Source organism: Rufibacter sp. LB8, assembly GCF_014876185.1.
GTDB lineage: Bacteria > Bacteroidota > Bacteroidia > Cytophagales > Hymenobacteraceae > Nibribacter.
In genome coordinates this window covers 1,789,238-1,811,213 of record NZ_JADALJ010000001.1, presented here as the reverse complement: position 1 = coordinate 1,811,213, position 21,976 = coordinate 1,789,238, and the positions used below count along the sequence as shown (strand labels likewise).

The following is a 21,976-nucleotide window of genomic DNA, read 5'->3' as shown; positions in this document are numbered from 1 at the left end:
AATCAGTGGGTTAACCAAGCAAGGGCATGACGAACTGGCAAAACGTAGGAGCACATTCCAACAGCACCATTTCCTATGACCCGGAAAAGGACTGGATTTACGTGAAGTGGAGCGGCCATATTGATTCTGAGGACGTGATCACCACGGCCGGAAAATACCTTGAATTTCTGAAGGGACATAAGACGCCCAGGCTGCTCAATGACAAAAGCGAAGTTACCGGTGACTGGGAAGATGCCAATGACTGGCTGGAGTATGAGTGGTTGCCGCAGGCGCTGGAAGGCGGTCTTCGGTTTTTATCTATGGTGATTTCCAGGGATTTGCATGATCTGGCGCCGTCACAGGATTTGCAGCGCCGCCTGGCTCCCGCCTGTGAGATGCAACTCTTCCGTGATCTGCCCTCGGCCCGCCAGTGGCTGGCGAGTGTCTAACCCCAAGTTTACCTGATTTCTTTGTAGAGCTGCTTGGTGGCTTTGGCTTTCTCCAGGGCCAGAAACTCGGCCTGCAGGGCTTTTATCTTGAGTTTGTCCTGGGTGAGCAAGGAGATATTGGCTTCGGTGTCATCTTTTTTGGCGTTCAGTTGCCGGTACAGGGCGCTGGCGTATTCCCAGTCAGAGGCAGTCCAGGAACCGTGGCGGGCCCGCACATTCTGCAGAAACGTGGTGTACACATTTCGCACGTGGGTGGCGGCCCAGGGTTGGTTTAAGGCGTCTGCGGAACCCAGCAGTTCAGTCTTGAAACGGTCCATGGTCTCCGGGTGCAGGGGCAGGGCTTCGCGTTGGGCGTTGCGGGCTTCCCAGTTGTTGAACTTGCGCCTGAGCTCCTTGTATTCTTCCTTAGATTTAACCGAGAGGCTGTCTACCCGGCTGTCCAGTTGGCTGCTTTTCTCCTTGAATTCTTCCTTGATCTGCGGCCATTTTCGGTCGGCGGCGCTGTCTACTTTCTCTGTTTTGTCTTTCATCCAGTCCCGCAGTTCGGCCAGTTCGAGCTCCGCCTTGTTCTCGGTTTGATTTACTTCCTGTTTGGCTTCCTGAGAGGTGGTGTCGCAGGCCGTGAACGTTAAAATTCCCACAGAAAGAAGGCTGGCAAGTAATAATGGAAATTTCTGCATACGATTCCTTTTTGGTATTTATACGGAAACCTGCCCGTTGAGATAAACCGCCAACAAGAAGCAGCCTTTGGTTTCCGTTTTCGGGCTCATTTCTGAAAACGGGCCCCAAAACGGAAAAGGCTGAATCCATAATTTCGATATAAAAAAAGGTCCTCTCTACTTGCGCCAAAGAAAGCCGGAAGGACGCGGAAAAGGTAAGGCCAACAGCCTAAAAAAGCCCGAACAGTTCTATATTGATTCGTTCAATGATAGAGCCCAGGTCTTCAGGGTTCTGCACAAAATCTATGTTGTTCACGTCTATCACCAGCAACTTGCCGTGTTTGTAGCCGCTGATCCACTGCTCATAATGCTCGTTCAGGTTTTTGAGGTAGGCCAGCGAAATGTTCTCCTCATAGTCGCGGCCCCGTTTCTGGATCTGGCCAATCAGTTTGGGTAAATCGGCTTTCAGGTACACCAGCAAATCTGGTGCCTTCACCATCTTGGTCATGGACAGGAACAAATTGAAGTAGTTCTGGTAGTCGCGGTCGCTCATCATGCCAGACTGGTGCAGGTTCTTGGCGAAAATGTAGGCGTCTTCATAAATGGTTCTGTCCTGCACCACGTCATGCTTAGCGTCATTGATTTGCAACACCTGGTTGAACCGGCTGTTCAGGAAAAACACCTGCAGGTGAAACGCCCAGCGGGGCATGTCGTCATAGAAATCTTTGAGGTAGGGGTTGTCATCAACGGCCTCCAAAAAAACCTCCCATTTAAAATGCTGGGCCAGTTTGGTGGCCAGGGTGGTCTTACCGGCTCCAATGTTCCCTACTATGGCAATGTGCATATGCTCTGGTTATGAAATAAAAAAGGGGGACGGCAAAAGTACAGCTTTCCTCCTGATTTACCTGCACCGCCCTCGGCCCGACAGCTAAAAAGAACGCAGGCCGAAATGGAAATTTATTTCTGGCGCAAAGTCTTTTTGTTAACCTTGGATTCAATTTGCCTGGTTTGGCCTCCATTTAAGATTTTGAGCCCGAAAACAGAAACCTGCCCCAGCGTTACAAGGGCCTGCGCAAGATGTAATCGTTCAAAACGAAATCGCCCAACGGAATATCTGCCACCAGATGCACCGTAAATCCATGGCGTTTGTAAAAGTAAAACGCGGGGTTTAAGCGGTGTACGTTCAGCTCCAGTTCCTTGCCTCCCATGGTTTTGGCCCGAGAAACTACTTCCTCCAGCAGCAACCGCCCAACGCCCAGGCCCTGGTATTCTGGGTGAATGTAAAGCTTGTTGAGTTTGTAGAGGTTTTCCTGGGGCTGGGAGCAGGAGAAAGCAGCAAAAGCCACAGGCACCCCGGCCTGAGAGGCGAGCAAAAAAGTCTGGCCGGTGCCCATTTGCTGTTGCAAGGCCTCTTGCGTGTAAAAAGTCTGCAGCATGTACTCTATTTGTGCCTGGGCCAGAATGTGCTGGTAGGTGGTTTGCCAGGTGGCCAGGGCCAGCTCTTGAATAACGGCTGGGTCTGTAGTGACAGAAACCTGTACGGGCGCCGCAGAAGGGGTGAAGTTCATGGAAAAAGAATTACGCTTCGGCAAAAATAGCGTTTCTCTTAGAATCAATTGGTAAAAAATAAGCCCAAACACTTGCTAATGCCTGTTAGGTTTTATACCTTCAATCTATTGTTATGTTTGTAACATTTTGACTGATAGGCTTATGGAAAAACCTGACGCACTCCTTGAATCTGCGCTTACCCTTTGCCTGTTTCTGTCCTTGCTCTGGTTTGGCAAGAAACAGAACGAAGAAGCCGCATTTCCCTCGTTCTCGCACCACATCATCACCAGCGCCGGCGGCTGGAAGGGGAGTGAAGTGCCCGCTCCCTATGATTGGGCTATTCTGGGGCAAGCCATTGGGGCCGGCGCCGTGGCTGGTACCTGTTCCTTCCATTTCAAGCCATTCCCCAACAAAATCTTCACTTATATTCAAGCAACTCCCGCCTTTCGGCAAATTCCTTCCGGGGTTTACCCAAACGCACAGGCTAGCCTTAAATAAAGGTTGGGTAAAAGCCGCTCGTTCAGCAATTGTCAGTCTTCGGAATTGGAATGTTTAGGACCAGCGGCCTTACCTGAGTCTATAGCCTAAAGAGAACTGGAAAACGTTATTGGGAAAGGTTTCGCCTTTGATGGCGGCGTTGCGGGTGTCAGACAAACCCAAAGAATAGCGCGCCGAGACTTGTACGGCGCCTACGTCATAGCCAAGCCCCAGGGCAATGCCGCCGTCATAGCGGTTAATGTCTTCCGTGATATCTGTGGAAGTTTTGTCCTTGGTGCGGGTGGCTTTCAATAACATGCCAAATTGCGGGCCTACCTGCGCATGCAAACCACCGGAGATAGTGCCTTTGAAAATCAGGGGAATGAGCAGGTAGTTAAACGCGTAGGTGTCGTCTTTGTGCAGGTAGCCTTGCTGGGAATAGAGCACCTCGGGCTGCAGGGCCACGCGGTTGGAGATGGGCGTAGAAGCGAACGCGCCAATGTGGACGCCCACCCGCGGCTTGGCGTTTTTGGCGTTTCCTCCAATAATAGCAGAATTAATTCCTCCCTTCACTCCCAGGGTGGTTTGGGCAAAACCCACCACTGTGCTCAAAAGCACCAAAACTCCTAGCAACCCAACTTTTTTCATAATCGCTTCCCCTCAAAATCTTTGGTACGGCCTTCTGCCACCAGAAGATGTCTTTTGTACAAAGAACGATTCTGAACCGAAGCTATTGTTTGTACACCAGGCCGTCTTTCATCACAAACCGTACCTGCTGCAGGGTCTTGATGTCTTGCAAGGGGTTGCCGTCCACGGCAATGAGGTCGGCCAGTTTGCCTTGTTCCAGGCTGCCCAGGCGGTCGGTGGCGCCCACCAATTCGGCGGCGTTTTTGGTGGCGGCTTTAATGGCTTCCATAGCGGGCATGCCGGCTTCTACCATGTACTCAAACTCCTTGGCATTCTTGCCGTGCATGAACACCCCGGCATCTGTCCCGAACGCAATTTTCACCCCGGCTTTGTAGGCTCTGGAAAACGTACCCTGCAACTGTGGCCCAATGGACAAGGCTTTTGGGGTGACCAGCGGTGGAAAATAGCCTTTGATTTTGGCCGAGTCGGCTACTGATTTGCCGGCGGTGAGCGTGGGTACGTACCAGGTGCCGTTTTTCTTCATGAGGGCCATGGTTTCATCATCCATAAGCGTGCCGTGCTCCACCGACGTGACACCCGCCCGAACGGCGCGTTTCATGCCTTCAGCGCCGTGGGCGTGCACCGCTACTTTCAGGCCCAGGTCACGGGCGGTCTCTACAATGGCCCTGATTTCCTCCTCGGTGAACTGGGGGGCAGACCCGTCTTTGGCCACGCTCAGCACGCCGCCGGTAGAGGCAATCTTGATCAGATCCGCGCCGTTTTTGTATTGGAACCTCACCGCTTTTCTGGCTTCATCGGGCCCGTTGGCCACTCCGTCGGCGGGGCCTGGGTCACCCTGTAAGTCCTGGCGGTAACCGTTGGTGGGGTCCATGTGACCGCCCGTGGCCGAGATGGCTTTGTTCACCACAAACATGCGCGGCCCTTTGATTAGGCCTTGGTTAATGGCGTTGCGCAGTTGCGTGTTCACCCCGCTTCCGCCCAAATCCCGCACCGTGGTAAAACCGGCCAGCAACGTGCGCTCCGCATAATTAACCGACCTGAACGCTACCGTGCCCGCGTTCAGGCTGATTTCCTCAGCGTAGGCGTTGGGGCTGGTCTCAGATTCCAGGTGCACGTGCATGTCCATGAGGCCCGGCAGTACAGTTTTATTTTTAAGGTCAATGAGTTTGGCGCCCGCCGGAGCAGCCATATAGCCTTTCTCCACGGCTAGAATCTTATTGCCTTCCACAATCACCGTCATCTCAGACTGGGCTTTGTCTTTCACGCCGTCAATCAAAAGACCGCAGTGCAAATACGTTTTCTGGGCCAGGACCGGCAAGCTGGCGCAGGCCAGCAATGAAAGTGAGAAGAAGAACTTTTTCATGGAAGTAGCATCAGTGGAGTTTCTAAAGTAATCTATTTTAGCCTTTTGCCACCAAAGGATTTCCGTTTTCGGGCTCATTTACAGAAATGAGCCCGAAAACGGAAATTGGCGAATCTGGGCAGAAAAGAAAAGCCCCGCCAATTGGCAGGGCTTTCATAATTAGGTAAGTGGTGCGTCTCCGTCATCCAGTTTCTGGAATTTGTTTCCGAAGAAATAATACACCGGAATTCCCACAATCACGAGGGCCAATCCCCAACCGGCGTTTTCTGTTTTGTACATGAGCAGCAAGAGACAGATAAAGGTGGCCATGAGAATGTAGATGGCCGGCAACACCGGGTAACCAATGGCTTTGTACGGACGCGGTGCATCTGGCATGGTGCGGCGCAAGATGAAAATGCCCGCAATGGTCAAGATGTAAAACAGCAACACCGAGAAAATCACGTAGTCCAGCAAATCTGAGTAACTGCCCGACAAGCAGAGCAAACTGGCCCACACGCATTGAATAGTGAGCGCCGCACCTGGCACCGAGTTTTTGTTCAGTTTGGCCATGCTGGAGAAAAACAGCCCGTCTTTGGCCATGGCGTAATACACCCGCGGCGCCGACAGAATCACGCCATTGTTGCAGCCAAACGTGGAAATCATGATCAATACGGCAATGCCGATGGTAGCGGTAGAACCGCCAAACACTTCGGCCACGGCGGTAGCCACGCGGTCATTGCTGGCGAATTGAATGCCGCGCGCCATCACGTCTGTACCGGCGGGGTCGCCGTTTAGGGGCAGAATGGTGAGGTAGACTACGTTGATGAGAATGTAGAGCAAAGTCACCAACGTGGTGCCAATGGCCATGCTCAAGACAATAGTACGTTTAGGGTTTACTATTTCGTCACCGGAGAAGCCAATGTTGTTCCAGGCATCAGAAGAGAACAATGAACCAATCATGGCCGTGCCAATGCCCACCGTCAAAGCCCAGCCCGAAAGTCTGGTGCGGGTGGCCTCCCCCGTGGTAGGGTCCAACACCACCGACTGTGCATCCCAGAGGTTAGAGAAGTTCAGGGCCATGACGTCTGCATCGGTGCCCAGCCACAAGCCAAAACCCAACAAGGCAAACAACGCGATGATTTTGGTGCTGCCGAAGATGTTCTGAATAAACGTGCCATTCTTCACGCCTTGCTGGTTAATGATGGTGAGCAAAACAATAGAGCCAATGGCCAGCAACTGCACCGATGTTAATTTGAGGAATCCTAAATCAACCAGCACATTGTCTACAGAAAACCAAGGCACCAGCACCCCGGTGAACTTGGCGAAAGCCACGGCCACGGCCGCAATGGTCCCGCTCTGAATCACCAGGAACAACGTCCAGCCGTAGAGAAACGCCACCAGTTTGCCGTAAGACTCGCGCAGGTACACGTATTGGCCGCCGGCGCGGGGCATGAGGCTGGTGAGTTCGCCGTAAGAGAGCGCACCGGCCAGGGTCATGAGGCCCGTGAGCGCCCATACCAACAACAGGTACCCGGTGCTGCCCACGGAGCGGCCAATGTCAGCGGACACAATAAAAATACCGGACCCAATCATGGAGCCGGCCACCAGCATCACGGCATCAAATAATTTGATTTCGCGCTTAAAACCCGTAGAAGTCTGCGACATAGAATCTGACAAAGAGAAAAGGAAGGGTGAGAGAAAAAAGCGGTTAAAAAGAAAAGGCGAAGGCCGGGCCTTCGCGCTAATCAATGGAAATGAAGAAGATTACACTTTGCGGGGCGGCAACTCAAAGGCTACGGCGTTGTGCTCAAAGTGCCCTTTGTGCGAGCCGTCACAGAAAGGTTTGTTCTGCGAGAGGCCACAGCGGCAGATAGACACCAGCTCACGGCCTTGCAGGTTGTATTCGTTCCCCTGGGGGTCTACAATAATAAACTCCCCTTCAACTTTCAGGGAGCCGTTGTTGTTCACGGTCAATTTTGTTTTCATGCGATTTTAAAAAAGTACTTGATGGTGCGGGAAGGGCCACTTGGCGCCAACCCAACAGAAGGGTGTAAGATACCTCGTTCAAAGATAGTGTTTTTGCGCAAAGTGGCTGCATGCGGCCCATGAATTGCACTGAGCTCTTATTTGGCTTGGATGCTAAGATGAAAATTCGGATTCCGGTAAAATACTGGTCAATCACTTCTACTAATAAAGGGTAGCTACGTATTTATACGGAAAATTAAAGTAGGTTGCACCGTGTTAGCCTAATCAGGAGCGTTAGTTTAACTCCTTGTGGTGCCTGCCAAAATTGGTCTGCTTTTTGCAAAGGCGCAGACAATAAAACTTTAAGATAAGCCTATGAAGACGTATGCGTTACAGATAGAAGGGCTGAAAGAAGTCTTCACCCAAATACAGCAAAGCCAGCAAGACGGCGACTTGGACCCGCAGTTGTTTCACACGGCATTGGTCAATGCCAAGTTGTTTCTCCATGAGATTTCCATGCAGTGCAAAGCCAAACACCTGAAACCGGTGGAAACCACGGCCACTAAGTTAGACGTGCTCCGGAAAGAAATACAAAGCCCCCTGGCCCCAGAGACGGTTCCCGCATTTCTAGACATTCTTGCCACATTTCTGGAGAACACCCAGATAGACACCAAAGCCCCGCAGGAAGATGATGCGGCCTATACCGTTTAAATTTAAGCGCTCTCAACTAGAAAATACCTCAATTGAATTTTTTGGACCAGCGCCGTTTAGAGCTTGTTTAAATTTTGATTTTGTAGGCGAAAAAAGGTAGCGAAAGGTTCTGGCGAAGCGTTTTTTGAGCAGCATAGCAGCGCTATGGTGCGAGAAAAAGGCAAAGTCAGGTTCTTTTGATGGCTTTTTGCAGCGCAAAAGACAAATTTAAACATGCTCTTAGGTAGGGCGTAGGCTAATTACAGTACACGTCGGCGCGGCATTTAATGCACTTGTGCAATTTCATGGGGTTTTGGAACCCGCAGAGGCGGCATTTCCAGAAGCTGGATTCTATGAGGCATTCAGTGAGTTCCTTTAAGACCTCGTCATGGGTGCTGTCATAAACCACCTCGCTGTTGACCTCAGAGTGCTTTTTAATGAGCTGCAGGAGCAGGTCAATGAAATCCTCGGGGGAATAGTTGTGCCGTTCTTCGCTTAAAATAAACTGAATGAGCTTGTGCAGATGGTCAAATTCCTGACATTCCTTGATCTGTGACTCAAATTCTTGTTTAGAATAAATGGGCTTCATGGAAGGAACGTTCTTGGCAATTGAATTTTCACCAACCACTGCGGCAGGAACTGATGTTTATACGGTATAGAATTGGTTTAGCTGTGCCTAGCCTTAAAATTTTGACTACTTTTTAAGCCTTTTCCGGTGCCCGGTATGATTGCTTTCCTGTAATTGCTGGGCCTGAACCGGTTAGGTTTTCGCCCATGAGGCGCACCAAATACCAATTATTTTTAAGTTTGCGGGTGTGCTAGAAATTTAGCTGTTTTAACCCCAGGGCCCCAGACTGCGTACCTAAGGCCAACCCGCACGTTGCGTGAACTACTGACCATTAATACCTATATCCTATGAAAAAGAAATTATTTACACCTATCATGCTGGCGTTTCTGTCAGTGGGGGCCCTGAGTTCATGTGTATCTACCAAGAAATATGAAGCCGCCCTGGCCGAAAACAAATCTCTGGTAGTGCTGCAAGATGAACTGAGCCGCCAGAAAGCAGAGCTGGAAGCCGAGCGTGGCCGTTTGCAAGCCGACCGCGACCGCCTGACCCAGGAAAAATCTGATTTGGCCAAAGAGAAAGCCTCCACAGAAGCCTCGCTTCGCACCAACCTCAACACCAAAAACCAGCAGGTTGACAAACTGAGCTCTGACTTGCAGGCCCGTGAAGCCCGCCTGGCCGAGATGCAGCGCATTCTGGAGGAGAAAGACCGCGCCGTGAACAACCTGCGCCAAGTGGTGAGCAACGCGCTATTGGGTTTCAAAGCCTCTGACCTCACCATTGACGTGCGCAACGGAAAAGTGTACGTATCGCTCTCCAACCAATTGCTGTTCAAGTCTGGCTCCACCAAGGTAGATGCCCAGGGCCAGGAAGCCCTGAAGAAATTGGCGGCTGTGTTGCAGAACCAGCAGGAAGTGAACGTGTTGGTGGAAGGCCACACAGATGATGTGCCCGTGGCCCGCGGCACCGCCGGCATGACCGACAACTGGGATTTGAGCGTGCTCCGCGCCACCGAGATCACCCGTATTCTCACCGATGCCGGTGTGGCCCCGCAACGCGTAACGCCCTCCGGACGTTCTAAGTACGTGCCGGTAGATGGAAGCACCACCGCTGAGGCCCGCCAGAAAAACCGCCGCACCGAGATTATCTTAACGCCTAAACTTGACGAACTCTTCCAGATTTTGGAGCAGAACTAAGTTGTTGAGATTTCTTTTAGAACCAGCCCCGCCAGCGTTTTGTCTGGCGGGGCTGGTTTTGTTATGGGGTTTCCGTTTTTGGCCCCGTTTCCAGAAATGAGCCCGAAAACGGAAAGTGTATTGTAGAAAATTTCAAGGGTTGGGAAATAGCGGCCCAAGAGTTGGCGTTGTTTTTGCGAAGGCTTTTACCAGCAGAAGGTCTGCCTTGTTTCCATGAAAATTGGCTACTTTTGAGTAGCAGACGCCCAGCACCCTACCCTATGAGAAAGATAAAAACCCTTGTTTACGCATGTTTGGCCACTATTTTAGCAGTCCCGACGGTAAGTTTCGGCCAGGAGACCCAAGCCAACACCAGAACGGCCCAGCAGGAGTCAGGCACAGAACAGGAACTCAAAAACCTGCGCGAATGGATCAAAACCCACTCAGATAAAATAGCCACCACCACGCGGGCAGAGTGGCCTACCATTAAAAGTGATTTCGCGCGGCACGCCAACAAGATTGAAAACGGTTTCCAGAATCTGTCTGAAGAATCTAAGCGCGAATTTCTGGAGCTCAAAACCAGGTTTCAGGAACTAGAGTCTAAGCCCATGGCCGATGAGGTGCCCTTACAAGCCGAGGAAGTCAAACTCCGGGAAAAGGATTTACTGGGCAAATTCACTAACATTCAGACCATAAAGCCCACGCAACTGCGCGAAGCCTACCTGGTGTTCATCCAGAACGTGCGCGATAAACGGAAATCCTGGACTGCCCGTGACTGGGACTACGCCGATTATATTCTGCAGAAACTCACCCGCCGCCGCGACACCGTGGAAAGCAAACTCACCACCCTGGATAACATTAAGATCAGAACCCTTATTGGCGAATTCCACACCCTGCGGTCTGGCCAGGAATTCAAGGAGCGCCAGAAAACCAAAAACGCCCAGGGCTCCGGCACAAAAGGAAAGTAACACCAGAAAAAAACCGGGGTGCGTTTTGGGGCTCATTTCTGAAAATGAGCCCCAAAACGCACCCCGGTTTCGTGTCTAGCAAATAAATTACTGGTTGGTGCTGTCTTTGACCACTTGGTTTTGGGTGGTTCTGGAGGTGGAATTGTTCCGTTCGCCGCGCGTGTCCGAGTTGCCCACGTTGGTTTGAGTTTTCTCGGTGGCTGCGGTGCCGGTGGTGTCATTGGGTACGGCTTCTGGGCTGGTAGAACCACCTAGTTGTTCTGCGTTGGGGTCGCCCTGCGCGCCGCCCACGTTTCCGCCGGTTTTTGCGTCGCAGGCTGCCAGGCTGGTCATGCCGGCCACGGCTAAAAGTATCAATGCCTTTTTCATAGTCTTGATTTTTTTTTTTGGTTTTGTACTGAAAAGCCAACGGTTGGTTGAGGCGTATGCTCAGGTTTATTTCATGAGATCAGGAATAGACCTGTAAACCTTACCCGCTTAAACTGGTTCTTTTTCCGGAAGGTTTTAGATTACCGCCGTGATTTCAGTTTGCCGCCGCGGGTGGTGGGTCCTGAAGTAAAATTCCATAGCTTTACCGGTAGAATGCGGCTGGTTTTTTTAGCCGATACAAGCACATCTTTTCAGAAAAATGGTCTCTCTCAGATTAAGGGCTGTCTTGGTTTTGTTGGCCGTATTGGCTTCCTACACCATCACCAGCGCGCAGGCCCCTAAAAAACCAAACGCCGCCGACATACGGCTGGCCCTTGAAAAACTGAACGTACTGGGCAGCGTGCTCTATTTTGCCGCCCACCCAGACGATGAAAACACCCGCCTGATTGCCTACCTGGCCAATGAACGAAAACTTCGCACCGGCTATTTGTCGCTCACCCGCGGCGACGGTGGGCAAAATTTGATTGGCCCCGAGATACGAGAGGAATTAGGCATCATCAGAACCCAAGAATTGTTACAAGCCCGAAGGCTGGACGGCGGTGAGCAGTTTTTCACGCGCGCCAATGACTTCGGCTTTTCCAAGAACCCGCAGGAAACATTCACCATCTGGAACCGCGAGCAGGTTCTGGCCGATGCGGTGTGGGTCATCAGAAAGTTCAGGCCAGACGTGATCATTACCCGGTTTTCGCCGGAACCCAGCAACACGCACGGGCACCACACGGCCTCGGCCATGATTGCCGTGGAGGCCTTTGCCGCCGCCGCCGACCCCAAACGGTTCCCCGAGCAACTTAAAACCGTGGAACCCTGGCAAGTGAAGCGCGTGGTCTGGAACACGTCCTCTTTTTTCTACGGCCCCGGCCAGAAATTTGAGACCAGTGACAAACTTACCTTAGATGCCGGCGTGTACAACCCCTTGTTGGGCAAATCTTACAATGAAATAGCCGCCGAAAGCCGCAGCATGCACAAAAGCCAGGGTTTTGGCTCCAGCGGCAGCCGCGGCGAGGCCGTGGAATATTTCCAGCACCTGGTTGGCGACCAAACCAAAACTGATTTATTGGAAGGCGTGCCCACCACCTGGAACCGCGTGAAAGGCGGCGAAGCCGTGGGAAAACTGGTGCAGGAAGCGCTCAAAAACTACCAGGCCACCAACCCCGCGGCCGTGGTGCCCACGCTGCTCAAAATCAACACTGCGTTAGACAAACTCCCTAATTCCACCTGGAAAAAAGTAAAACAGGAAGAACTGGCGCAACTGCTCAAAGCCTGCCTGGGTTTGTACCTGGAAGTTTCGGCGCGTGACTATACCGCCGCGCCTGGCGAAAAGGTGAGCCTGACCCTGGAGGCTGTAAACCGAAGCGCGGTGCCTGTCACGCTTACCGGCATCTCGTATCTCTTCAGCCAGAAAGACACCACTTTGCAACAGGCCTTGGCCGCCAGCAAACCTTTCATCACTAAAACCACCGTGACTTTGCCTGCTTCTAGCGTGTATTCACAGCCATATTGGTTACGCGTGCCGGGCTCCACGGGCATGTTCAGGGTAAATGACCAGGCCTTGATTGGCTTGCCAGAGAACCCGGCCGCCGCCCAGGTGCGGGTGCAGCTTAGTATTCAAGGGCAGCCGTTCAGTTATGTGTTGCCGGTGGTTTTCAAACGCACTGACCCCGTAGAAGGCGAACAGTACCGTCCGTTTGAGATAACGCCGCCGGTGTTTGTGAACATTGAGGAAAAAGTGTACGTCTTCGCCGATGCCCAACCCAAGCCCGTGACCGTTAGGGTGCGCGCCGGTCAGGACAAGTTGGACGGCCAGGTGGCGCTGCGTTTGCCAGACGGCTGGCGGGCGGAACCATCGGCGCAATCGTTTAAAATGAATTTGAAAGGGGAGGAGCAGCGCTTCACATTCCAGGTGTACCCGTCGGCGGCCCAGACAGAGAGCAGCCTTAGCGCCGCTGTCACTAACCAAGGCCGGACCTTTACGCAGGGACTTAAAACCATTGCCTACAGCCATTTGCCCACCCAAACCATCTTTCCCGAAGCCACCGCGCGCGCCGTGAAACTGGACCTGAAGCGCAAAGGCCAGCGCATTGGCTATTTGATGGGCGCCGGTGACGAGGTGGCGGCCAGCCTGTCGCAGATTGGTTATACCGTGGACCTACTCACCGTGGAGAATCTGACCGAGGGCAACCTGCAGCAATATGATGCCTTGGTAGTGGGCGTTCGGGCGTACAACACGCTGGAACGCTTGAAATTCCAGCAGCCGCAATTGCTGGAGTATGTGCGCAACGGTGGCACGGTGGTGGTGCAATACAACGTGAGCAACGGTCTGGTCACGCCGGAATTGGGGCCGTATCCCATTAAATTGTCCAGTGACCGCGTAACGGTGGAAGACGCGCCCGTCCGGTTCCTGAAGCCCAACCACCCAGTGTTAAATTCGCCGAACAAAATCACCGGGGAAGATTTCAAAGGCTGGGTGCAGGAGCGCGGCCTGTATTTCCCCAACCAATGGGCCCCAGAGTACGAATCCATTTTATCGGCCAATGACCCCGGCGAAACGCCCAAAGACGGCGGTTTGTTGGTGGCCAAATACGGCAAAGGACATTATGTGTACACGGGTTACTCGTTCTTCAGGGAACTGCCCGCCGGAGTGGCCGGCGCGTACCGTTTGTTCGTGAATTTGTTGTCATTGGGCAAATAGCGTTTTGGGGCTCATTTCTGAAAATGAAGCCGAAAACGGGAAGTATTAATAGAAAGTGCTAATCATTTTTTGAGTTTGGTATCAAACTGTTTGCTCCACTAAAAAGTCAATGGATCTTAGAAAGTTAAGGTTGGGTCACTATGAGGCAATCATTTTATCAGAATTTTTTGGTGAAGATTCCTATGGAGATTTCCATAAAATAGGTGAACAGAATTTTGCAAAGAGTGTGGCGGTTGATTTTAGCAAAAGGCAGTTTCTTGATGTGGATTTGTTAAAAGGGGAAATACCAGAAGTCATTAACTTCCTACACTCAAAAAACCAAGTGTATAAGGAAATGGACTATAATAGCAGACCCATCTGGTTTAGGGTAAACTTTATAGATCAAGCTGTAAAGGACTATGTTGGGATTGGCCTTCTGCCGATTAAAAGCGATTGGCTTACTTTTCTGGTTAATTCCTTATTTCTTGACCCTGCTGAACAAGGTGGTGACTCTTTATTCACAGTATTTGATCCAGAGTTTACATGGGCTATAAATTTTGAGCTATCGCAGCAAACAAGCGCTCTTACTGTTCGAATATTCGCGAAGCATTTCATTAAGAAGAATTGAATACTATTTCTTAGCAATACCTAATTTATCATCCATCAACAACCAACCATGCAAAAAGGAGACATAGACCCGCCGCCGTTTTTCAAGAAGTGGAGTAGCATGTATTGGTTGGTGCTGGGCGTGCTGGCGGTCTTGATTCTGCTGTTTTACGTGCTAACCGTTTCCTACGCATGAGCCAGTTAGATTGGGGCGTATTGGTGGGCACCATTGCCTTTATTGTGCTTTACGGCGTCTGGAAAACCCGGAAAACCAGCAACATGTCTAGCTTTCTGAAGGCGGGCAACACAGAGCGCTGGTGGATGATGGGCCTCTCTGTCATGGCCACGCAGGCCAGTGCCATCACCTTCCTTTCCACACCCGGCCAGGCGTTCGCTGATGGCATGCGGTTTATACAGTTCTACTTCGGGTTGCCGTTGGCTATGGTGGTGCTGTCTATCACGGCAATTCCTATCTATTACCGGCTCAAGGTGTACACGGCCTATGAGTACCTGGAGAACAGGTTTGATTTGAAGACCCGGTCACTGGCGGCCTTGCTGTTTTTGTTGCAGCGTGGGCTTTCAACGGGCATAACCATTTATGCGCCGGCCATTATTTTGTCGGCTATTCTGGGTTGGAACCTGACGGGCACCATTCTGTTCATAGGCATTGTTGTCACGTTTTACACCGTGGTGGGCGGGAGCAAGGCCGTGAGCCAGACGCAGCGCCTGCAGATGGCCGTGATGTTGGGCGGCATGGTGGCCGCGGCGGTAGTGGTGGTGCAGATGCTACCGGCCCAGGTAGGTTTCTCTGAGGCTATGGTGGTGGCGGGCAAGCTGGGCAAATTGAATCTGGTAGATTTGAGCTTCAACCCCAATGATCGGTACAATCTGTGGTCGGGTTTGATTGGTGGTTTCTTTCTGGCGCTGTCGTATTTCGGCACAGACCAAAGCCAGGTGGGCCGCTACCTGGGCGGCGAAACCATTGCGCAGAGCAGGCTAGGTTTGCTCATGAACGGTCTGGTGAAAGTGCCTATGCAGTTCCTGATTCTGCTGGTGGGCGTGCTGGTATTCGTGTTCTACCAATTCTACCAACCTCCTCTTTATTTTAACCAGCAACAAGCCACCAAAGTGATGGCCACCCAAGATGCCCCCGCCTGGCAAACCCTGGAAACGCAAAGCCAGGCCGCCTTCCTGCAGAAACGTGACGCCACTTTGGCCTTGGTGGCCGCACACCAAAACCAGGACCAAGCCGGAATTGCCCAAGCCACCCAACAAGCCCAGGCCGCCGAAGTGCAGCAGAAACAACTCAGAGCCAGTGCCCAGGAATTAGTGAAAACCCACAACAGCGGCGTGGACCTGAAAGACACCGACTATGTGTTCCTGACGTTTGTGACGCAGCAACTGCCCCGTGGGCTGGTAGGCTTGCTGTTGGCGGTGGTCTTGTGCGCAGCCATGGGCAGCACGGCCTCGGCGTTCAGTTCATTGGCTTCTACCACCGTGGTAGATGTGTACAAACGCTCTGTCAATAAAAACGGCTCTGAGACGCATTATGTAAAAGCCTCCCGGTGGTTTACCATTGGCTGGGGCGCGGTTTCTATTTTCTTCGCGCTGTTTGCCTCGCAGCTGGAGAACCTCATTCAGGCGGTGAACATTTTAGGTTCCTTGTTCTACGGCACCATTCTGGGTGTTTTTGTGGCGGCTTTCTATTTCAAGCGCCTGCACGGCAACGCTGTTTTCTGGGCCGCGGTGCTCACCCAGTTCCTCATTTTCCTGCTGTACTATACTACTGAGATCGCCTACCTCTGGTATAACCTCATCGGCTGCTTTTTGGTGGTAATTATTGGCTATCTGCTAGAGCCGCTCTTGCCTAAAAGTAAACCCAGCATAGGGGAGAAGGAGGCGGTTGGATAAGTGGTTTTCGTTTTCGGGCTCATTTCGGAAAATGAGGGCAAAAACGGGAATAGGGCAATTGACTTGTGTAAACGGAGGCGCCGGCCGTCGGCCGAAATGTGGTGTTTATACCTTCTTGGCGGTAGGCCTTTTATTTAAAATTTATTGAGCTTATAATTTTTTCAATTTCTACCTGAGATTCTTTATTACCATTTGTAGCTACTATTCCAAAGTATATATCCTCCAAATCGGTTGCTGAATAGGATTGGCTAAGTTGTATAGAATCTTTTGTAAGTTTAAAATTGCTCAAGAAAGTTGCTTTATTATCAATTTTTATTGAGTCCAATCCATTTATAAGTTGATATTCAGGTTTACTTTCAAAATACTCTGTAAGGTCCATCATGTATTCTTCGGCCGATTGAAAGCCATAGACTTCCTTTATTTCTTTTTTATTCAATGCGACTAATATAATACTAGGTTTTGGGTCATTGTGGTCCTTGCCGATTACAAGAAAGTTAGAGCTTTCGCTACTTGGCATTTCAGACCACCCTGTGGGTATATCAATAGTTAAATAATCATTGACATAAGTACCATTGATAATTATACCTTCTGTACTCTTAGTTATTTCAGAAAACGGCTTACTAGAACAGGAGGAGAAGGTAATTATGATAGATAATAGGATAAAGTTTTTCAATTTAATTAATTTTTAAGATTACCGCTAACGTTACTGGTGTAGCACAATGGCGCAGCGTCAGCAAGCCATACTGCTACACTTTGTTGTGCCACGGTTTATTTTACTTTTCTTCCAGCTGCGGATATACAACATCCTTTATGTAATCCATTATCCATTCTTCCGCCAAAACGAGCTTCTCTTTCCTTTTAACTAGTTCTGAAATAACTCTGCTTTTTAGCTGGTCATCTTTTTTATCATTCCCTTCAATCGTGTTATCGTAAACAATTACACAAAGGGCGTCCATAAGTACATTTCTCTTGTGATCTGGCAATTGAACACTATCGAGCATCTCTAATATCATGTCCAAATACTTTTCGTCTGCCAAGAGAAGTTCTTCATCCTGAGGCATGAAGTATAAATCTAAATTAGTGGACCACTCCTGTAGTAATTCAAGGTCTATTTCAGGAATTTCATGAGAGGTTGAGAAAGTGATTGAATGACAAATCCCGCATTGCGGCCCGAGTACTTCGTTAATATCTACAAGCTCAAAAGCAACTTCTCGCTTAGAGACAGCAATTCGCTGGGTGTGTCCATTCGAACAAATTCTTGCTATAGTGTATTCTTCTTTCATTCAACTGTGGCACAACTAGTGGATAAACGCAACTATTCCATTTATCTGCATTAAAAGCGAAGCCTCAATTTGCGTCTGTGAACGAAATAATATCTTTTCTGAGGCCAGGTAATATAGAGACCTTAGTCTAAGATACCAACAATCTCCTAAAGCCCAAAAACAGAAAACCCCGCCAACTGCATGACGGGGTTTTCTGTTTTTGGCTTCAATTCCGGAAATGAGCCGGAAAACGGGTTATTTCTTGTTCTTGATCTCGGCCAACAGTTTCTCGTTCAGGGCTACGTAGTCGGCGTTGTTTTCTTTCTTGGCCAGCTCTATTGATTTCTGAGCGGTGGCGGCAGCACCTTTGTAGTCTTTCAGTTTGGCTTGCATTTTGGCCTGGTAGTGCAGGTTCCAGAACTTAGGGTCGGTTTCGTTGGCTTTCTGGATCCAGGTAAGGGCCTGCTTCACATCTTTGTTGTTGTCAAAGTAGTAGTTGGCCGCGGCGGCGTACAGGGCAGGCGTTACGTTGGTGCCGTTCGCCACTTTCTCCTGAATCTGGGCCATGACCTTGCTGTCTACGTCTGAGGTAATCTTCACCGGTACCACAATGTTTTCCCACATGATTTGCATAGTGCCGCCGTTGTTGGTCAGATCCGCGAAACCGATGGTGAAGGTCTCCACTTTTTCAGCAGATTTCTTAGGCGTTACCTTAAAGCGCACCAGGTCTTCGTCTTGCTTGTAAGCAGGACCGCCGTCTCCCCAGTGCTTCAGGTTTTTGTGGATGATAACGGTCCACTCTTTTTCACCGGGTATGGTGTAGAGTGCATATTGGCCGGCGGGTACTTTGTTGCCTTCCAGCATCATCTCCTCAGAGAACGTGATTTTGGTGGAGGCATTGGCGCCGGTTCTCCACACTTTTCCATTGAAAGGTACCAGGTCGCCTATCACTTTGCGGCCTTTGGCGCTGGGGCGGGAATATTCCACGGTCACATCGCCCAGGCCCAGGGTTTGTTTAATGGTAGTAGATGGGCTGGCGGCCGGCATTTTAATCTGCGCCATGGCGCTTGACCCAGCAAGAGCAAAAAATAAGGCCAGCACCAAGCCTACCTTAGAAGTCAATATGTTTTTCATAGAAGTAAGGAAATATGTATATGGTAAATACAGGTGTAATATTAAGAAAAAAGGCGCTGCTAATATAATTTTTGCCTTCGGGAAGCTTAGACGAATAAAAGCCGCAGATGCAACCCTCTCTGCCTGTTCTGGGTCTTTGAATTAATAGGCCTACACTAAAACAGAATTATGAATGAAATGTTGTTATGATTGTGTTAAAAACGTTAAAAAAGTGTTAAATAATTAGGTTAAATAATGAAACACTTTTAAGTTGCTGACCCTTAAAGCACTACATGCATACTACTTCTTTGCCTCCCGTTTATTTATCTCCCTGGTAAAAGCCTCCAAAAAAAATGTTTTTTCACAATTCTTTTAAATGCCTACATTAGTCAATTATTGTTTCTTTTTATTAACCAAACCAAACCAATGAAGAAAGTATTACTCTTGTTCTCCATGCTGCTTAGCGTGCTGAGTTTCAGCGCCATGGCACAAAGCAGGACTGTATCAGGAAGGGTGATTTCATCTACTGACAGTTCCCCCCTGCCAGGTGTTAGCGTAGTGGTGAAGGGCACCACTGTTGGTGCCAGCACAGACGTGAACGGCCGCTATGAAGTGAGCGTGAACGGCAACCAAACGCTGGTTTTTAGCTACCTGGGTTTCAACAACCAAGAGGTGGCCGTGGGTACCCGCACCACCGTTGACGTGACCTTGCAGGAAGCCGCCAGAACCATAGGCGAAGTAGTGGTGGTAGGGTACGGTACCCAGGACCGCCGCGAACTCACCGGTGCCACAGCCCAGGTGACCGCCGCTTCTATCCAGGACTTGCCGGTGGTGGGTGTTGACCAGGCCATGCAAGGCCGCGCCGCTGGTGTACAGATTTCCCAGAACTCCGGTACGCCGGGTGGCGGGGTGTCGGTAAGAATCAGGGGCGCCAGCTCTATTTCTGCCAGCAACCAGCCTCTGTATGTGGTAGACGGTGTGCCGTTGACTACCGGTGACTACTCGCAGGTAGATTACGGCGGGCAGGGCGTGAATGCCCTCTCTGACTTGAACCCTTCAGACATTGAATCTATTGACATCTTGAAAGATGCGTCTGCGGCCGCTATCTACGGGTCACGTGCCGCTAATGGTGTGGTGTTGATCACCACCAAGCGCGGTAAAGCCAACAGAACCAGCATTAACCTCAATGTGTACGGCGGTGTACAGAACGTGTGGAAGCAACCATCTTTCCTGAATGCCAATGAGTACAAAGAAGTGATCTTGGAAGCCTATGTCAATGACCAGTACCTGGCTCCAGACGCCACCTTTGATGATTGGTTGGACTGGTACTACGGTGGGGTTGATTTTGAGCCCACAGACACCGACTGGATCAAGCAGGTAACCCGCAGAGATGCTCCTATCAGCAGCTATGAACTGTCTGTGAGCGGCGGCGATGCCAAAACCAGATACTACATCTCCGGTAACTATTTTGACCAGGAGGGTATTGTGATTGGTAGCCGCTACCAGCGTTATTCAGGTCGTTTGAACCTGGACCACAACTTCAATGATAAACTGTCTTTCAGTGCTGGTTTACAGTTGAGCCGCGCCGACAATGACCGTATTGTAAGTGATAACACCGTGGTAGGTCCGTTTGCCAACTCCTTGGCTTCTTCGCCTATCTGGCCAGTATATTACTCAGATGGGTCATACACGCAGCCTAACTATTACTACACCAACGCCGTGGCCGAAGGCCGCGAGAATGACGGTGTGAGCTCTAACTTGCGTGCCTTGGGTAACATTACCGCTACTTACAAGATCATGCCTAAAATGAACCTGAACGTACGCGCAGGGGTAGACGTGCTGAACCTGGCCGAGCGTACCTACACGGCTACCAACTACCCAGGCAGCGCCGCTGAGTCTGATGAAGGATCTGCTTCTAAGTCTTCTACCACCGTGACCAAGCGTCTGTTGGAGGCTACCTTAGATTACCGTTTTGACTTGGGTACCAAAAGCAACCTGAATGTGTTGGTAGGTACGTCTAATGAGAAAAACGACCGTGACATCACCTCTATCAGCGGGGCAGGTTTCCCGGGTGAGAAATTCCGTTACCTGACCAGCTCTTCCCGCGTGAACGGCGGTACCAACTTGCCGGTTCCTACTTCGTTGCTTTCTGTTTTTGGTAGAGCCAACTTGAACGTAGCTGACAAATACCTGTTGGGTGTGAACTTCAGAACAGACGGTTCCAGCCGCTTTGGGTCTGAGTACAGATTTGGTTTCTTCCCCTCTGTTTCGGCCGGATGGCGCGTGATGGAAGAAGAATTCATGCCGGAGATTGGTGCCTTGAGTGAATTGAAACTGCGCGCCAGCTACGGTATTACGGGTAACCAGGAGATTGGGGATTTTGCCTACCTGAATTTGGTGACGGCCTCTCCTTATGCTGACAGATCTGGTTTGGCGTTCACGCAGCTAGGCTTTGAAGACCTTAAGTGGGAAGAAACCACGCAGTTCAACGCTGGGGTAGATGTAGGGTTCCTGAACAACCGCATCAACCTGTCTGCTGACTATTATATCAAGAACACCAATGACCTGTTGTTCGCGCGCCCGCTGCCTACGCAGAGTGGATTCAGATCATACTTCTCTAACATTGGAAGCGTAGAGAACAAAGGCTTTGAATTTGCTTTGAACACCTTGAACTTCACTTCAGAGACCAGAGGCTTCACCTGGACCACTGACCTCAACATCTCCTTCAACCGCAACAAGGTAACCGAACTATACAATAACCAGGATATTTTCTACGGTTTTGGCGGTAACTCTCTGGTATTGCGTGAAGGACAGCCTATTGGTACGTTCTACGGTTTCAAAACAGACGGTATCTATGCCAGCAACGCAGATGTGCCAGCCGCTAAGGCCATGGACAGAAACGGTGACGGCTTGCCAGACACCCAAGCTGGTGATGTGAACTTCAGAGACATTAACGGTGACGGCATCATCACAGACGCTGATTTGACCATTATTGGGAACGCGCAGCCTGACTTTGTGGGTGGTTTCACCAACACGTTCTCTTACAAAGGCTTTGACCTGACCGCTTTCCTGCAGTTCTCTGTAGGCAATGACATTGCCAGCCCGGCTATGCAGTACCAGCAACACTTAGGTGCTGACTTCTTGGATGACAACATGACCAAAAACGTGTTGAACCGTTGGAGAAAAGAAGGCGATGTAACAGATGTGCCAAGAGCTACGGTAGATGACATCAACAACAACAACCGCAGCAACCAAGACAGATTTGTGTATGACGGTTCTTACGCCCGTCTTAAAAACCTGATGCTGGGGTACAGCTTGCCATCTACGTTGGTGTCTAAAGCCAAGCTGCGCACGGCGCGTATTTACGTGCAGGCGCAAAACCTGGTGACGTTCACAGACTACCCTGGTTTTGACCCTGAAGTAAACTTCGCAGGAACCTCTAACACCACGCTGGGTGTTGATTTCTACACGTTCCCGCAAGCAAGAACCATCACATTTGGTATTAACATTGGTTTATAATTA

Annotated in this window: 22 protein-coding genes; 10 read left to right on the top strand and 12 right to left on the bottom strand. The window is 50.4% G+C overall.

Annotation, left to right across the window (positions count from 1 at the left end; translation table 11 throughout):
- Positions 1-26 precede the first annotated feature (26 nt).
- Positions 27-428, top strand: a complete 402-nt coding sequence (locus IMY23_RS07760) for an STAS/SEC14 domain-containing protein (RefSeq protein WP_192821532.1) — start codon at positions 27-29, stop codon at positions 426-428.
- An 8-nt stretch (positions 429-436) separates the two neighbouring features.
- Here IMY23_RS07760 and IMY23_RS07755 read toward each other — a convergent pair whose 3' ends face one another.
- The 3 genes from IMY23_RS07755 to IMY23_RS07745 all read right to left on the bottom strand — a co-directional run bounded on the left by IMY23_RS07755 (position 437) and on the right by IMY23_RS07745 (position 2,655).
- Positions 437-1,108, bottom strand: a complete 672-nt coding sequence (locus IMY23_RS07755; protein WP_192821531.1) for a hypothetical protein — start codon at positions 1,106-1,108, stop codon at positions 437-439.
- A gap of 208 nt (positions 1,109-1,316) precedes the next feature.
- On the bottom strand, positions 1,317-1,931 hold the full coding sequence (locus IMY23_RS07750) for a deoxynucleoside kinase (protein WP_192821530.1): 615 nt from the start codon (positions 1,929-1,931) through the stop codon (positions 1,317-1,319).
- 214 nt (positions 1,932-2,145) lie between these two features.
- Complete coding sequence (locus tag IMY23_RS07745) at positions 2,146-2,655, bottom strand: GNAT family N-acetyltransferase (protein WP_192821529.1); 510 nt, start codon at positions 2,653-2,655, stop codon at positions 2,146-2,148.
- A gap of 142 nt (positions 2,656-2,797) precedes the next feature.
- Between IMY23_RS07745 and IMY23_RS07740 the strand changes: the two genes are divergently transcribed.
- Positions 2,798-3,133, top strand: a complete 336-nt coding sequence (locus IMY23_RS07740; protein WP_192821528.1) for a hypothetical protein — start codon at positions 2,798-2,800, stop codon at positions 3,131-3,133.
- A gap of 69 nt (positions 3,134-3,202) precedes the next feature.
- Here the strand turns inward: IMY23_RS07740 and IMY23_RS07735 are convergent, their stop codons facing one another.
- The 4 genes from IMY23_RS07735 to IMY23_RS07720 form a co-directional block, all read right to left on the bottom strand.
- Positions 3,203-3,760 (bottom strand): porin family protein, encoded by a 558-nt coding sequence (locus tag IMY23_RS07735; protein WP_192821527.1) that lies wholly within the window; start codon positions 3,758-3,760, stop codon positions 3,203-3,205.
- Positions 3,761-3,842: 82 nt separating this feature from the next.
- Positions 3,843-5,123 carry an amidohydrolase family protein gene (locus IMY23_RS07730; RefSeq protein ID WP_192821526.1) on the bottom strand — a complete coding sequence of 427 codons (1,281 nt, stop codon included), beginning with the start codon at positions 5,121-5,123 and terminating at the stop codon, positions 3,843-3,845.
- 159 nt (positions 5,124-5,282) lie between these two features.
- The gene (locus tag IMY23_RS07725) at positions 5,283-6,767 is read right to left on the bottom strand and encodes an APC family permease (protein WP_192821525.1); all 1,485 of its coding nucleotides are present in this window, start codon (positions 6,765-6,767) and stop codon (positions 5,283-5,285) included.
- A gap of 99 nt (positions 6,768-6,866) precedes the next feature.
- A complete protein-coding gene (locus tag IMY23_RS07720) occupies positions 6,867-7,088 on the bottom strand; it encodes a CDGSH iron-sulfur domain-containing protein (RefSeq protein ID WP_192821524.1) in 222 nt (73 codons plus the stop codon).
- Between the two features lie 354 nt (positions 7,089-7,442).
- Here IMY23_RS07720 and IMY23_RS07715 point away from each other — a divergent pair, with 354 nt between their 5' ends.
- Positions 7,443-7,778, top strand: a complete 336-nt coding sequence (locus IMY23_RS07715; RefSeq protein ID WP_192821523.1) for a hypothetical protein — start codon at positions 7,443-7,445, stop codon at positions 7,776-7,778.
- A gap of 235 nt (positions 7,779-8,013) precedes the next feature.
- Here the strand turns inward: IMY23_RS07715 and IMY23_RS07710 are convergent, their stop codons facing one another.
- Complete coding sequence (locus IMY23_RS07710) at positions 8,014-8,346, bottom strand: hypothetical protein (protein ID WP_192821522.1); 333 nt, start codon at positions 8,344-8,346, stop codon at positions 8,014-8,016.
- Between the two features lie 326 nt (positions 8,347-8,672).
- Between IMY23_RS07710 and IMY23_RS07705 the strand changes: the two genes are divergently transcribed.
- Together IMY23_RS07705 and IMY23_RS07700 are read left to right on the top strand one after the other, a co-directional pair.
- A complete protein-coding gene (locus IMY23_RS07705) occupies positions 8,673-9,518 on the top strand; it encodes an OmpA family protein (RefSeq protein WP_192821521.1) in 846 nt (281 codons plus the stop codon).
- A gap of 260 nt (positions 9,519-9,778) precedes the next feature.
- Positions 9,779-10,465, top strand: coding sequence for a hypothetical protein (locus tag IMY23_RS07700; protein ID WP_192821520.1), 687 nt, complete (start codon positions 9,779-9,781; stop codon positions 10,463-10,465).
- Positions 10,466-10,552: 87 nt separating this feature from the next.
- Here the strand turns inward: IMY23_RS07700 and IMY23_RS07695 are convergent, their stop codons facing one another.
- Positions 10,553-10,834, bottom strand: a complete 282-nt coding sequence (locus tag IMY23_RS07695) for a hypothetical protein (protein ID WP_192821519.1) — start codon at positions 10,832-10,834, stop codon at positions 10,553-10,555.
- Positions 10,835-11,093: 259 nt separating this feature from the next.
- On the opposite strand from IMY23_RS07695, the gene IMY23_RS07690 reads away from it, so the two are divergent.
- From IMY23_RS07690 to IMY23_RS07680, 4 genes are all read left to right on the top strand, one after another.
- Complete coding sequence (locus IMY23_RS07690) at positions 11,094-13,583, top strand: PIG-L family deacetylase (RefSeq protein WP_192821518.1); 2,490 nt, start codon at positions 11,094-11,096, stop codon at positions 13,581-13,583.
- 109 nt (positions 13,584-13,692) lie between these two features.
- Positions 13,693-14,190, top strand: a complete 498-nt coding sequence (locus IMY23_RS07685; protein ID WP_192821517.1) for a hypothetical protein — start codon at positions 13,693-13,695, stop codon at positions 14,188-14,190.
- A gap of 48 nt (positions 14,191-14,238) precedes the next feature.
- Positions 14,239-14,364 carry a hypothetical protein gene (locus IMY23_RS20135; protein WP_255430314.1) on the top strand — a complete coding sequence of 42 codons (126 nt, stop codon included), beginning with the start codon at positions 14,239-14,241 and terminating at the stop codon, positions 14,362-14,364.
- A complete protein-coding gene (locus IMY23_RS07680; protein WP_192821516.1) occupies positions 14,361-16,079 on the top strand; it encodes a sodium:solute symporter in 1,719 nt (572 codons plus the stop codon). The genes IMY23_RS20135 and IMY23_RS07680 overlap by 4 nt, the downstream gene beginning before the upstream one ends.
- Positions 16,080-16,209: 130 nt before the next feature.
- On the opposite strand, the gene IMY23_RS07675 is transcribed toward IMY23_RS07680, so the two are convergent.
- From IMY23_RS07675 to IMY23_RS07665, 3 genes are all read right to left on the bottom strand, one after another.
- Positions 16,210-16,752 (bottom strand): hypothetical protein, encoded by a 543-nt coding sequence (locus IMY23_RS07675; RefSeq protein ID WP_192821515.1) that lies wholly within the window; start codon positions 16,750-16,752, stop codon positions 16,210-16,212.
- A gap of 100 nt (positions 16,753-16,852) precedes the next feature.
- Positions 16,853-17,362 (bottom strand): hypothetical protein, encoded by a 510-nt coding sequence (locus tag IMY23_RS07670; RefSeq protein WP_192821514.1) that lies wholly within the window; start codon positions 17,360-17,362, stop codon positions 16,853-16,855.
- Between the two features lie 234 nt (positions 17,363-17,596).
- Complete coding sequence (locus tag IMY23_RS07665; RefSeq protein WP_192821513.1) at positions 17,597-18,475, bottom strand: DUF2911 domain-containing protein; 879 nt, start codon at positions 18,473-18,475, stop codon at positions 17,597-17,599.
- Between the two features lie 405 nt (positions 18,476-18,880).
- Between IMY23_RS07665 and IMY23_RS07660 the strand changes: the two genes are divergently transcribed.
- Positions 18,881-21,973 carry a TonB-dependent receptor gene (locus tag IMY23_RS07660; RefSeq protein WP_192821512.1) on the top strand — a complete coding sequence of 1,031 codons (3,093 nt, stop codon included), beginning with the start codon at positions 18,881-18,883 and terminating at the stop codon, positions 21,971-21,973.
- Positions 21,974-21,976: the final 3 nt, after the last annotated feature.